This is a genomic window from Janibacter corallicola NBRC 107790, from assembly GCF_001570965.1.
GTDB classification, from domain to species: domain Bacteria; phylum Actinomycetota; class Actinomycetes; order Actinomycetales; family Dermatophilaceae; genus Janibacter; species Janibacter corallicola.
Map to the genome: position 1 here is coordinate 1 of NZ_BCSR01000060.1, position 12405 is coordinate 12405.

The following is a 12405-nucleotide window of genomic DNA, read 5'->3' on the forward strand; positions in this document are numbered from 1 at the left end:
TCCACCTCGATCGTGACGCGGTGCCAGCCGGTGGTCCCGTCGGGGACCACCCCCTGCTCCCGGCGGACCTGCAGCCGCCCGTCGGCGTCGGTCGCCCGCACGGTCAGCCGGTGCTCGCCCGGCGTCGCGTCCGGCCAGGTCCAGGCCCACTGCCGCCAGGTGTCGACGCCCGGGACCGCGGCCAACCGCGCCTCGTGCCACGGGCCCTCGTCGACCCGCACCTCCACCCGGTCGATGCCGGTCCCCTGGGCCCAGGCCACGCCACCGACACCGACTCTTCCCCGCTCCACCGAGTCGCCGGAGCGGGGCATGTCGATGCGTGAGGCGAGCTTGATCGGCCCGCGCTCGGACCAGCCCCGCTCGGTCCAGTACGCGGAGACGTCCTCGAAGCGGGTCACCTCGAGGTCGACGAGCCACTTCGTCGCCGAGACGTACCCGTAGAGGCCGGGCACGACCATGCGCACCGGGAAGCCGTGCTCCAGCGGCAGCGGCTCGCCGTTCATCGCGACGGCGAGCAGCGCGTCCCGCCCGTCGGTGAGCGCCGCCAGCGGGGTCGCGCAGGTCCACCCGTCCACCGACGTCTGCAGGACCGCGTCCGCGCCCGAGGACACACCGGCCCGATCGAGCAGCCGCGCGACGGGTACTCCGCTCCACCACGCGTGCCGACGAGGCCGGCGCCGACCTCGTTCGAGACGCAGGTCAGCGTCAGCCAGGTGTCGCGCAGCCCGAGACCGACGAGCTCGTCGTAGTCGATCTCGACCTCCCGCTCGACCATCCCGTGGATGCGTAGGCGCCACTCCTTCGGGTCGACCTCGGGGACGGCGAGGCGGGTGTCGATCCGGTAGAAGTCCTCGTTGGGGGTCCGCCACGGCCCGACCCCCGAGACGTCGACCTCGACACCGTCCGGGACCGGTGGCTCGTGGACGGGCAACCGCAACGCCCCCCGGGCGTCCTCGACCAGCCGCCGTCCCGACCGATGGCCGTGCCGGCCACGGCCAGGGCGACCGCGCCGACGGCGGCCGTTCCCGTCAGCAGGAGGAAGCCGCGGCGGGTCGGGTGGGCACCGTCCTCCCTCCCCGTCGGGACGCGCCGGACGAGCAGGGCGAGGACGACCGCGGCGACGGTAACTGCCACTGCGGTCGTGACGACGTCGTCGCTCCCGCCGCCCGCGGACAGGATCGCCCCGCCGGCGAGGAGCCAGAGGGCGGCGAGCACCGCGAGGCCGGCGAGGAGGACGTGGCGCGCGAGCAGACCGGCCAGGGCGCCGACGAGGAGCGTGATGAGCACGGTCCCGGCCACGAGGAGCGGCTTGTCCAGGGTCCCCAGCGCCCCGATGGCGGCCTCGACGGCCCCGCCCGGGACGAACTGGATGACGGCCTCGCCGACCGCGGTGACGGGGGATGTCCCTTGGTGCAGCAGCCCGCCGACGAGTTCAGAGGCCCCCAGCCCGAGCGCCGTCGCGACCGCTCCTGCGAGGACGGCGGCCCACGCTCCACGTCGCACCGGACCACTCCCTTCCGGCTATGCCGTGATCGGCTCGGAGACGGGTGGCCGGTCGGCCAGCGCCTCCCGACGCTCGTAGGCCCATCCGGGTCCGCGCAGGAGGAACCCGACGCGGTCCGACCAGGTCGGGGCGGTGGCGATGTCCGTGGCGATGTCGCGCCACTCGTGGGTGGCGATCGTCCCGAGGTTGTAGCTGTCGATGTTGCGAGTCAGTCCGTAGCGCACCCGCTCGACCTCGGGCTCGAAGGTACCGAAGAGCTTGTCCCAGAGGATGAGGATCGAGCCGTGGTTGATGTCGAGGTACTGCCGCTGGCTGCCGTGGTGGGCGCGGTGGTGGCTCGGGGTGTTGAGGACCTTTTCCAGCCAGCCGATCGAGCGGACCGCCTCGGTGTGGATCCAGAACTGGTAGATGAGGTTGATCGCCCGGGCGTCCTCGATGTAGCGCGACGGGATGCCGAGCAGCGCCAGGAGGCCGTACGGCGCCGACAGCGAGAAGCTCTCCGCGACCGGTTGGCGCAGCGCGGTCGAGAGGTTGTAGCGCTCGCTGCTGTGGTGGACCACGTGCACCGCCCACATCCAGCGCGACTCGTGGGACATCCGGTGGTTCCAGTAGTAGAGGAAGTCCCAGCCGGCGATGGCCAGGAGATAGGCGGCGGCACCGGTGCGGGGCTTGACGGGGCTGAGCTCGGCCAGACGGGTCGCGGATGTCTGCATCGCCCAGATCGAGGCGGCGGAGACGGCGCTGGAGCCGACGGCGGCGACGGCCGAGCCGGAGGTCATCAGGCCGAGGGCGTCGACCCGGGAGCGGACCGTCTCGGGAGCCGGCTGGTCGGAGGGGAGCGTGCCCGCCTCGGGCAGCTCCCCACCGTGGGCGCGCTTCTGCCGCAGCACGTCGCCGACGGTCGTGGCGACCCCGGCGGCGAGGCCCGCGACGAGCAGCGCGGTGCCGGCGCGCGTCCTGCCGGGCGTGAGTCGTCGCACGAGGGGGCCGGTGACGAAGGGGGCCACGAGGCTGCCGATACCCATGCTCAGGCTGGCGATGGTGTCGTTGAGCTCGTAGTCGCCGGGTCGGTCCTCTCCGGGGCGTGCCGGGTGCTTGCGCTGCCACCAGAACTCGGCCCCCATGGCGCCGACGAAGGCGGGGATCGCCAGGACGGTCAGGTCGGGACGTGCCATGGGGCTCCTTTGCCGTGGTCTCGGTACTGAACTGACTCTACGGTCAGTTCGAGGTGGTGACAAGATGTCAGCCGTCACAGGAGGTGGACCCGTGGGTGTGATCGGGACGAAGGGCGTGGCCCGCGCCGAGCGTCGTCGACAGCTCGTGCGCGAGGCGGTCGAGGAGCTCGGCCGCTTCGGCTACGCCAACGTGTCGGTGGCCGACATCGCCGCCCGGGCCGGGGTGTCCAAGGCCATGGTGCACAACGTCTTCGGCGCCAAGGCGGACCTCGCCCGGGACTGCCTCGAGGAGGTCGGCCCGGTGCTGATCGCCTCGATCGCCGCCGCCCAGACCGCCCTGGACCCCGGGGAGCGGGCCGTGGACACCTTCGCGGCGATCTTCACGGCGATGGCCGAGCACCGGCACGCGTGGGCGTTCGTCAACGACGAGACGCTGCCCGCCGGGTCGGCCGCGGCCGAGCTCGCCGCGGACTACCGGGAGCAGCTGCACCTGATGGGGACGGCCGGGACGCGCGACGTGCTCGAGGCCGCCGGTCTCGACGACCCGCTCGACCACGACCTGCTCGACCACATCTGGGGGGCCATCGTGGACGCCGCGGTGCAGTGGTGGCAGGAGCACGAGGGCCACTCTGCCGAGCAGATGGCTGAGCGGATCACCCGCCTGCTGGCCGCGGTGACGCTGCGCAGCTGACCCGGGTGAGGGTGACCGGGGGCTCGGTAGGTGACTCGCGGGTACAACACCACTCTCGTGGCCCCGCGGGCGGACTTTCCCCGGGATCTCGCGGTTATCGCGGAGTTCCATGACCCACAGTGGTGTCGTACCCGCGGGTCACTTCCACGTCACCGACCGGGAGCAGCTGAGGGGGCGGCGCCGCCGGCCACCGCCATGGCGGCACGGTCCCGGGGGAGCGCCCTGCTCGCCCGCCAGGAGCCGAGGACGGCGATGGCCAGCCCGATCGGCACGATGACCAGCAGTGCCCGGTGCAGTCCGACCGCCTCCGCGTCGAGCTGCCCGAGGGGGGTGGCGAAGGCGTCGGAGAGGACCCCGACGAGGATCGGCCCGATTGTCGCGCCGATGAGGTTGAAGGACGCGAAGTACACGGCGATGGCAGTCGCGCGCAGGTCGGGCGGGGTGACGTCCGCGATGGCGGGGGAGGCCACGGCGGAGAGGAACTGGGTCCCGGTCCAGCCGACCGCGAAGAGCGCGATGAACAGGGCGGCCGCATCGGACCCGAGGAGCAGCGCGACCAGCGTCAGGGGCAGGGCGGCGGCGAAACCCGCGGCGGCCACGAGGAGCCGGCCCGACGGGTGACTGTCGGCGGCCCGGTCGGCCAGCCGCCCGCCGAGCAGGAGGCCCGCGATCCCCGCCAGCCCGAGGATCGCGCCCGCACCGATGGAGGCGGGCACGATCGAGAGCCTGAAGTAGCGCTGCAGCAGCGGGACGATGAAGGTCGCGATCCCGTAGGTGGGGATCTGCAGCCCGACGCCGGCGACCATCAGCCACGTGATGGTGCGGATGCGTAGCACCGTGCGATACGGGTGGCTCTCCTCCTGCTCGGCGCGCAGCTCGACGGTGTCGCTGGCGCCGCGGCGCGGCTCCTTGATGAGGAGCACGGCGGCCGCGAGGAGCAGCCCGGGCACGGCGGCCACGACGAAGGGGGCCCGCCAGGTCCCCGTCGCCTCGACGAGCACCCCGACGGTGAGGAAGGCGAGGAGCAGCCCGATCGGGATGCCGAGCGAGACGATGCTGATGGCACGACTGCGGCGTCTGGGTTCGTAGGCGTCGCAGATGAGGGCGTTGGACGCCGGCCCGTAGCTCGCCTCGCCGATGCCCACGGCCAGACGGAAGACGAACAGGAGCACGATGCCCTGTACGAGTCCGCTCGCACCGGTGAAGAGGCTCCACAGGACCAGGCCGCCGGCCATGACGAAGCGTCGCGGGACCCGGTCGGCCAGGCGCCCGAGGAGGACCCCGGCGATGGCATAGACGATGGTGAAGGACCCGCCGAGCAGACCGATGACGGTGTCGCTCAGTCCGAACTCGTCCTTGAGCGGCTCGACGATGACCGCCGGGATCGTCCGGTCGTAGAAGTTGATGACGTTGGCGAGGGTGAGTGTGACGAGCAGCCAGCCGCGCCCACCACGCGTCAGCGCACCGCGATCCATGGACGGGGTCATGCCTCCTAGGATGGCGGCCATGAGTCAATCGCGTGCGGAGAAGGACAGCATGGGCACCATCGAGGTGCCCGCCGACAAGTACTGGGGTGCGCAGACGCAGCGCTCGCTCGGCAACTTCGACATCGGGCGGGACACCTTCGTGTGGGGTCGGACGATGATCCGGGCCCTCGGCACGCTGAAGAAGTCCGCGGCCCGGGCCAACGCCCAGCTCGGAGAGCTGCCCCAGGACGTGGCCGACCTGGTCACCAAGGCGGCCGACGAGGTCATTGCCGGCGGGCTCGACGAGAACTTCCCGCTCGTGGTCTTCCAGACCGGCTCCGGCACGCAGTCGAACATGAACTCCAACGAGGTCATCTCCAACCGCGCCATCGAGATCGCCGGCGGCGAGATGGGCAGCAAGTCCCCGGTCCACCCCAACGACCACGTCAACCGGGGGCAGTCCAGCAACGACACCTTCCCGACGGCCATGCACATCGCGGTCGTCCTCGACCTCGCCGAGCGCCTGTACCCGGGCGTCACCCAGCTGCGCGAGACCCTCGACAAGAAGGCCGAGCAGTACGGCGACGTCGTCATGGTCGGGCGCACCCACCTGCAGGACGCCACCCCGGTCACCCTCGGCCAGGTCATCGGCGGCTGGGTCGCCCAGATCGACTTCGCCCTCGACGCGGTCCGCCACGCGGACCTGCGCGCCCGCGAGCTGGCCATCGGTGGCACGGCCGTCGGGACCGGGCTGAACGCCCACCCCGAGTTCGGCGCGCTCACCGCCGCGAAGATCAGCGAGGAGACGGGCCTGGACTTCACCCAGGCGGAGAACCTCTTCGCCAGCCTCTCGGCGCACGACGCCCTCGTCGAGGTGAGCAGCTCCCTTCGCACCCTCGCCGGCGCGCTGATGAAGATCGCCAACGACGTGCGCTGGTACGCCTCCGGTCCGCGCAACGGCATCGGGGAACTGGCGATCCCGGAGAACGAGCCGGGCTCCTCGATCATGCCGGGCAAGGTCAACCCGACCCAGGCCGAGGCGATGACGATGGTCGCCACCCGGGTCTTCGGCAACGACGCGACGGTCGGCTTCGCCGGCAGCCAGGGCAACTTCCAGCTCAACGTCTTCAAGCCGGTCATCGCCCACGCGGTGCTCGAGTCGATCCGGATCCTCGCCGACGCCTGTGTCTCCTTCGACGAGCACTGCGCCGTGGGCATCGAGCCGGTCACCGAGCGGATCGAGGAGAACCTCTCCCGCAACCTCATGCTCGTCACTGCCCTGAACCGCCACATCGGGTACGACAAGGCGGCCGCGATCGCCAAGAAGGCGCACAAGGACGGCACGAGCCTGCGCGAGGCGGCCGTCGCCTCCGGTGACCTCTCCGGGGAGGACTTCGACGCCTGGGTGGTGCCGGTCGACATGACCCACCCGAGCGCCGGCTGATCGCTCGCCCGCTGCGCGGACTCACACCTCAGGGATCGCCGGGTCCTGAGCCGTACCCACCGAGCAGCTCCGCCAGACGAAGGGGGCCACGGGCCTCGTCGTGGCGACCGGCCCGTTGCAGGGTGCGGCCGAGCAGCAGGTGGGCGTAGGCGTCATCGGGGGCCTCGCGGAGGACCTCTCGGGCGGCGGCCTCGGCCCGGCGCAGCTGGGCGGTCTGGAAGTAGGCCCGCGCCAGCAGCAGGTGGACCTCGGCGGTGCCGTGGCCGACCGGGTCCTCGCCGGGTACGTGCGGCTGCCCCACCTCCGAGCGGGCCTCGGCGAGGTCGGTGAAGAGCGCCTCCAGCTCCTGGACGACCTGCGCGTACTCCTCCCGCGCGAAGTGGGCCTTGGCCCGTTCGTAGCGCTCGTACCCGTGGAATCCGGGGTGCTGGGTACTCATGTCCGGGGCAACACACTCCCGCCGCGAAACCATCCGTTGACGGCCGACGGCAACATGCGAAGGGGCGGTGCGGATGTGTCGCCCCTTCGTCCGTCCGTGCGGGTGCCATCGCCCGGCAGACCGAGCCCGCTCTCGCTAGGGTGACGCGCAGCCCACCCACCATGAGGAGCGCCGGTGACCATCGCGCCCGCCCGACCCCGGGCTCTGCCCTGGACGGGTGGCCGGGACCACGGGGTCGACCTCGTGCGCGGCATCGCCGTCGTCTGCATGGTCATCGCCCACGTGCGCGTCTGGGCCCCGGTCGAGACCGTCCCGGTCAGGCTGGCCCTCCTCGCGGTCAACAACGTCGCCTCCCCGCTCTTCGCGGTCATCATGGGGATCTCCGCCGGGATCGTGCTCACCCGCCCGGACCGGCGGGTGGCGGGGGCCCCCTTCGTGCGGCGCAACGTGGTGCGTGGCCTCCTGCTCGTCCTCGTCGGGGTGGGGCTGGAGCAGCTCGACACCTTCGTGGCGATCGTGCTGCAGTCCCTCGGCGTCACGCTCGTGGTCGCCGCGTCCCTGGTCCTCCTGCCTCTCCCGCTGCTCACGGCTGCCGCAGCAGTGACCTTCGCGGCCGGGCCGGCGATCAACGCCGCCGCCCGGGCCGTGCTGGATCCCGCTCGTGTGTACTCCGAGGCATGGGTGGACCAGGTGCTCCAGTGGGTGGTGCTCTCCCCGCACTACCGGCTGGTGAGTCTGCTCCCCTTCGTGCTCATCGGTGCCGTCCTCGCGCGCCGCGGACTGGGGCGAAGGGAGGCGCTCGCCTCCCTCGTGGCCGGCCTGGTGGCACTCGTGGCGGTGGTCCTGCTGCGCTTCGCGGGGTGGGGGATCGGCGTCAGCGATGTGGTGTCCGGGGGTGTCCCCGACGCGTTGCTGGACGTGGCGCTGACCGGCTGTGCCCTCGGGGTGATCCTGCTGCTCGCCCGGGCTCCGGCGGTCTCGGGTGTCGTCACGGCACTGGCACCGGTGCGTGCGGTGGGTGTCCTCGCTCTGACCGCCTACGTCGTGCACGTCGGTCTCATCGCCCTCGCCAGCCGGGCCCTCGGCCTGCAGGGGGCGAGCGAGCGCTGGCCGGTGGTGGCCGGCGGCGTCCTCCTGCTCACCGTCCTGGGCTGCTGGACCTGGTGGCGGCTGCTCGGGCGGGGCCCGGTCGAGCGCGCCATGGCGGTGGTGACCGATCGCGTCGGGTGAGTGAGTCCCGCGCGCTCAGGCTGTGGCAGCGAACTCGTGCACCCAGGCACCCAGCTGCTGCGCGCACCCGTCCACGGCTGCCGACCAGTCGTGCGCGGTCTCGTGGGCGTTGTCGCTGACCACCTTCACCAGGTGCACCGGCACGCCGAGCTCGGTGGCGGCCAGCGCGATCGCGTAGCCCTCCATGTCGACGAGGTCGGCCCGCTTGGCCAGGGCGGTACGCACCGCCGGGTCGGTGACGAAGACGTCCCCGCTGGCCAGGACCGCGTCCCTCTCGCCGGGCAGCTCGATCACCTCGCGCGGGTCGAGCCCGATCTCGCGGATCGCCTCCGCCGAGATCTCGTGGTTGACGACCGTCCCGATCTCGTGCAGGCCGGTGACGTTGTCCCGCAGGGCGCCGGCGGTGCCGATGTTGACGACCACGAGCTCATCCCTCCGCGGGTGCTCGCAGATCGCGCGGGTCACCGCGACCGCTGCGAGGCTCTTGCCGACCCCCGTGATCAGCAGGTCCATGCCCTCGGGGACGTGGGCGGCCTCGGACTCGACCGCGGCGACGACGAGTGTGTGCATGGTTGCAGGGTAGGGCCGCGACGCCCAGGGGGCCTCGGCGGCTCAACCCGTCCAGGACTCCTCACCGCGCCACAGCTCGACGACGTTGCTGTCGTCGTCGGTCGTGCGGCGGATGTCCCGGGCCGGGGTCCGCATCCGGATCTTGGTGCGGTCGCTGCGGAAGAGGTCCTTGGAGTACTCGAAGGGGCGACCGTCGGTGTCCCGGGTGACCCTGCGGACCAACAGCAGCGGGGCATCCACCGAGATCGACAGCATGGCCGCCTCCTTGTCGGTGGCGTGCACGACCTCGATGACCTCCTCGGCGTCGTCGGGCTCGACCCCGTACTCTCGAGCGAGCAACTCGTACAGGGAGCCGCCCAGCGGCTTCTCCAGGAGACCGGGGAAGCGGTCCACGGGGAAGAAGGCCTGATCCAGCGACATCGGCCGCCCGTCGGCCAGGCGAAGCCGGGTCACCGTGACGATGAGCGATTCCTCTTCGAGCGCCAGTGCCGTACGGACCCGGTCGGAGGGGGTCGTCATGAGCGTGCTGATCACCCGGGTGCCGGCGTCGTACCCCTGCCTGGCCAACAGCCGGGGCAGGCTGTGTACCTCGGCCAGGTCCCGCTCGACCTTCGGGTGGCTGACGAAGGTGCCTCCGCCGCGGCCGGGGACGCGGCGAATGAGACCGGCGCTCTCGAGGGTGGCCAGCACCTGACGTAGGGTCCCGCGGCTCACGCCGTAACGAGTCGCGAGCTCGCGCTCGCTGCCCAAGCGCGTACCGGCCGCGAGCGTGCCGGAATCCATCTCCTCCAAGAGGGTCCGGCGCAGGGCCTCGACCGCGGATCCTGCTGTCGTCACGCCCGATCCGCTCCCTTCGTGCGCCCCGGTGGTACCGCCTCTCGCTCAGCGTATCCGACCGCCAGGCAGGGCATTGGAGGTCAGATCTCGTCCATCGCCTCCGCTGACTCGGGCAGGATCTGGCCGCCGTCGACGACGATGGACTGACCCGTGATGTACCCCGCCTCTTCACTGGCGAAGAAGAGGGCGGCGTTGCCGATGTCCTCCACGTCGCCGAGGTGTCCGTGCGGGATGGCCTCGGTCATCTGGCGCAGGTACTCCTCACCCAGGCCGTCCAGGCCCTCAGTGGCGATGTTTCCCGGTTGGATTGCGTTGACGGTCACCCCCGAGGGCGCGAACTCCATCGCGGCCGTGCGCATGAAGCCCAGCTGGGCGGACTTGCTGGCGCCGTAGTGGGACCAGCCGGGGAACCCGGTGATCGGTCCGGTGATCGAGGAGGTGATGATGACGCGGCCGGCGCGGGACTTCTTGAGTTCCTCCATGCAGGCCTGGACGGTGTAGACCGTGCCGTAGAAGTTCACCGACATCACCCGTTGGAGCTCATCGGGGCTCATCGTCGTCAGCTTGGCCGTGGGGAAGATGCCCGCGTTGGAGCACAGGATGTCGATCCCACCGTGCCGCTCGACGGCCGTCGCGGCCATCGTGGCGCATTGGTCCGGGTCGCTGACCTCGACGGCGACGTGGGAGACCGTGCCCGGCTTGTCCTGCAGGTCCCGGATGGTCTCCTCCGCGGCGACTCGGTCCCGGCTGGCGATGAGGACCTTGCAGCCGGCCCGGGCGAAGCAGGTGGCGATGCCGCGCCCGATGCCCCGGCTGCCGCCGGTGACGATGACGGAGCGGCCTTCGAGGGGGGTGAACATGAGTGGACCTCACTTCGTTGTGGTGGTCGGTGTGTGGTGGGCCTTAGGTGACCCGTGAGCCGTCGGAGTCGACGTATTGCCGGGCCAGCCGACGGGTGCCGGTGGTGAATGCTGCGCCCTGCTCCTGCACTTCCTGGGCGTGGGAGTGCGATCCCATCCAGGCGACCAGCAGCAGGCGGCGGAGCATCACGAAGGTGGGCAGCATGGCGACCTCCTCCTCGGAGAGCGGGGCGACGCTGCGGTAGCCCTCGACCCAGGCGTCTTGCCATTCGGGCAGACGCGGGTCGTCCTCGATGAAGGAGACGGCCGTGCCGAAGTCGTACAGGTACCAGGAGTAGCCGCAGTCGTCGAAGTCGATGACGTTGACCTGGTCTCCGTCGACGAGCAGGTTCGCCAGGCGCAGGTCCGCGTGCACGAGCCCGTACCGGTCGGGCCCGGATCCGAACTCCGCCAGCCGCTCCCGGACGATCTCGGCGGCACGGCCGAAGAGGTCGACCTCGGCATCGCCGATGCCGATCCCGTCCTGCCAGCGGCCCCAGCGCGGCGACCCGCCGAGGGTGTGCTCCCAGTCCCACGAGAAACGACGGAAGCCCTCGGGCGGTGTCCATGCACGGGCGTGTCGATGCAGTTGCGCGGTGATCTCGCCGAGGGTGCGGAAGCTCGTGGCGTGCAACACCCGCCCGTCGGGTTCCTTCCCAAACATCACCTCGAACATGACGGCGTATCTCTCGACGCCGTCGACCTCGGTCACGTACACCCGGTCCCCGACCTTCGTGGGGATGATGATGTTCGTGCGGACGTCGGTCTCGGCGCGCAGGGCGGTGAGCCAGTCCAGCTCGGACTGGATTGAGCGGAGGGAGTGGTAGTCCTGCCGGTGCACGCGCAGAATGCCGGTCCGCCCGGTGCCGGGGTCATCCACCCGGTAGGTCGCGTTCTCGGAGAGGGTGATCAGCTCGTGTCGGACCTCGTCGGAGAAGCCGTAGTGCGCCAGCGCCTCTACGGAGACGACGTCGTCACGCCGTTCCTGCTCCTCCGTGCGTGCGGAGACGACACCGCGCGGTTCAGTGGTCACGGCCCTCCACCTCCCCGAGGACCTGGGTGATCCGGTCGCGCGCGGCCTGGACGTCCGTGGCCGGCCCACCGATGTAGAGGCGCCCCGCGGCCCCGATCATCTGCACGTCCACCACAGTGATGTCCGGGGCGGCCCGCTCTGCCTCGTTGGCCGCGACGGCCGCGAAGAGGGCCGGTGTCATCTCGTACACGAGAAGGCTCTCGCCGGGCATGAGCATCGAGCCTTGCCGGTTGCGGTTGAGGATGACCGCGTGCTGGTCGCTGACCTCCTCGATGACGTCGTGGTAGAGGATCCGTGGCCGCAGCTGGTCGGCAGCGGTGGCCTCGAGCCCGGCGAGGATGGCCGAGCCGGCGGACTTGACCCGGTCCAGGTTGCGGCCGTGGATCTCCAGCACCCCGAACTGCCGCTCCACGAAAAGGATGCCCGGCTCCACGCCCGACCCCTCGCGCAGCGCCAGGTCGATGACGCGCTGGATCGCCAGGGCAGGGGCCACCTCGATGATCAGGGCGTGGTCCCCGGCAAAGGGGGGATAGCCGCGGGCGCGGGTGGGCGTGCCCAGGTAGGCGGCGAACTGGGGCTGCAGGTCCTGCACGAGCAGGTACACGCGCAGCTCGGCCCGCGGGTTGTTGGCGTCGGCCACGGCCGTCACCTCCAGGTGAGTCGTGAGTGGGGGATCAGCAGGTCATCCCTGGGAGACGTCGAAGTGCTTGCCCAAGTCCTGGTGCGGCCGGGGGATGACGTGGACGCTGACGAGCTCGCCGACCTGGGCGGCGGTCTCGGCCCCGGCTTCGGTCGCCGCCTTGACGGCCCCGACCTCGCCGGTGATGACGACCGAGACGAGGCCGTCGCCGACCTCCTGCCGGTCGGTGATGGTGACGTTCGCGGCCTTGACCATGGCGTCGGCGGCGGCGAGCGCCGCAACGAAGCCCTTGGTCTCGATCATCCCGATTGCGTTGCTGGCCATGATGGTGCTCCTTGTTCGTGTGTGTACTGGAGGGGTCTTGTGCGGATCAGGTCGAGCGCGTGCGTGGGGGCGCGCTCTTGGGCCGGCTGCCGGCGGCCTCCTCGGCGGGGTCGTCGATCGAGCCGATAATCAGCGCGTCCACCGGCGGGGGGG

The 12405-nt window shown here is 71.3% G+C and carries 15 protein-coding genes; 3 read left to right on the top strand and 12 right to left on the bottom strand.

Going from position 1 to position 12405, the window contains the following annotated elements; all coding sequences use genetic code 11:
- From JCO01S_RS16455 to JCO01S_RS14320, 4 genes are all read right to left on the bottom strand, one after another.
- A partial coding sequence (locus tag JCO01S_RS16455; RefSeq protein ID WP_369407300.1) for a molybdopterin-dependent oxidoreductase occupies nt 1–611 on the bottom strand: 611 nt, incomplete at its 3' end.
- On the bottom strand, nt 500–775 hold the full coding sequence (locus tag JCO01S_RS16460) for a hypothetical protein (protein ID WP_369407301.1): 276 nt from the start codon (nt 773–775) through the stop codon (nt 500–502). The genes JCO01S_RS16460 and JCO01S_RS16455, both read right to left, overlap by 112 nt.
- On the bottom strand, nt 706–1503 hold the full coding sequence (locus JCO01S_RS16465) for a hypothetical protein (protein WP_369407302.1): 798 nt from the start codon (nt 1501–1503) through the stop codon (nt 706–708). The genes JCO01S_RS16460 and JCO01S_RS16465 overlap by 70 nt, the downstream gene beginning before the upstream one ends.
- Nucleotides 1504–1521: 18 nt before the next feature.
- The gene (locus JCO01S_RS14320; protein WP_068257220.1) at nt 1522–2679 is read right to left on the bottom strand and encodes a sterol desaturase family protein; all 1158 of its coding nucleotides are present in this window, start codon (nt 2677–2679) and stop codon (nt 1522–1524) included.
- A 91-nt stretch (nt 2680–2770) separates the two neighbouring features.
- Here JCO01S_RS14320 and JCO01S_RS14325 point away from each other — a divergent pair, with 91 nt between their 5' ends.
- Nucleotides 2771–3370, top strand: coding sequence for a TetR/AcrR family transcriptional regulator (locus tag JCO01S_RS14325; protein WP_218002286.1), 600 nt, complete (start codon nt 2771–2773; stop codon nt 3368–3370).
- 149 nt (nt 3371–3519) lie between these two features.
- On the opposite strand, the gene JCO01S_RS14330 is transcribed toward JCO01S_RS14325, so the two are convergent.
- On the bottom strand, nt 3520–4857 hold the full coding sequence (locus JCO01S_RS14330) for a spinster family MFS transporter (RefSeq protein WP_169796967.1): 1338 nt from the start codon (nt 4855–4857) through the stop codon (nt 3520–3522).
- Nucleotides 4858–4876: 19 nt separating this feature from the next.
- Between JCO01S_RS14330 and fumC the strand changes: the two genes are divergently transcribed.
- Nucleotides 4877–6280 carry a class II fumarate hydratase gene (gene fumC / locus JCO01S_RS14335; RefSeq protein WP_068257228.1) on the top strand — a complete coding sequence of 468 codons (1404 nt, stop codon included), beginning with the start codon at nt 4877–4879 and terminating at the stop codon, nt 6278–6280.
- Between the two features lie 28 nt (nt 6281–6308).
- On the opposite strand, the gene JCO01S_RS14340 is transcribed toward fumC, so the two are convergent.
- Complete coding sequence (locus JCO01S_RS14340; protein ID WP_068257229.1) at nt 6309–6719, bottom strand: tetratricopeptide repeat protein; 411 nt, start codon at nt 6717–6719, stop codon at nt 6309–6311.
- 174 nt (nt 6720–6893) lie between these two features.
- On the opposite strand from JCO01S_RS14340, the gene JCO01S_RS14345 reads away from it, so the two are divergent.
- Nucleotides 6894–7949 (top strand): acyltransferase family protein, encoded by a 1056-nt coding sequence (locus JCO01S_RS14345; protein ID WP_068257231.1) that lies wholly within the window; start codon nt 6894–6896, stop codon nt 7947–7949.
- A gap of 15 nt (nt 7950–7964) precedes the next feature.
- On the opposite strand, the gene JCO01S_RS14350 is transcribed toward JCO01S_RS14345, so the two are convergent.
- From JCO01S_RS14350 to JCO01S_RS14375, 6 genes are all read right to left on the bottom strand, one after another.
- Entirely contained in the window at nt 7965–8519 is a 555-nt protein-coding gene (locus JCO01S_RS14350) for a nucleosidase (RefSeq protein ID WP_068257233.1), read from the bottom strand.
- Between the two features lie 42 nt (nt 8520–8561).
- On the bottom strand, nt 8562–9356 hold the full coding sequence (locus tag JCO01S_RS14355; protein WP_218002287.1) for a GntR family transcriptional regulator: 795 nt from the start codon (nt 9354–9356) through the stop codon (nt 8562–8564).
- 80 nt (nt 9357–9436) lie between these two features.
- On the bottom strand, nt 9437–10216 hold the full coding sequence (gene fabG, locus JCO01S_RS14360; RefSeq protein WP_068257235.1) for a 3-oxoacyl-ACP reductase FabG: 780 nt from the start codon (nt 10214–10216) through the stop codon (nt 9437–9439).
- Nucleotides 10217–10259: 43 nt separating this feature from the next.
- Nucleotides 10260–11288: a phosphotransferase enzyme family protein gene (locus tag JCO01S_RS14365; protein ID WP_084342954.1), complete on the bottom strand. Its 1029-nt coding sequence runs from the start codon at nt 11286–11288 to the stop codon at nt 10260–10262.
- Nucleotides 11278–11928 (bottom strand): microcompartment protein, encoded by a 651-nt coding sequence (locus JCO01S_RS14370; protein WP_068257237.1) that lies wholly within the window; start codon nt 11926–11928, stop codon nt 11278–11280. The genes JCO01S_RS14365 and JCO01S_RS14370 overlap by 11 nt, the downstream gene beginning before the upstream one ends.
- A 42-nt stretch (nt 11929–11970) precedes the next feature.
- A complete protein-coding gene (locus JCO01S_RS14375) occupies nt 11971–12252 on the bottom strand; it encodes a BMC domain-containing protein (RefSeq protein WP_068257239.1) in 282 nt (93 codons plus the stop codon).
- Nucleotides 12253–12405 lie beyond the last annotated feature (153 nt).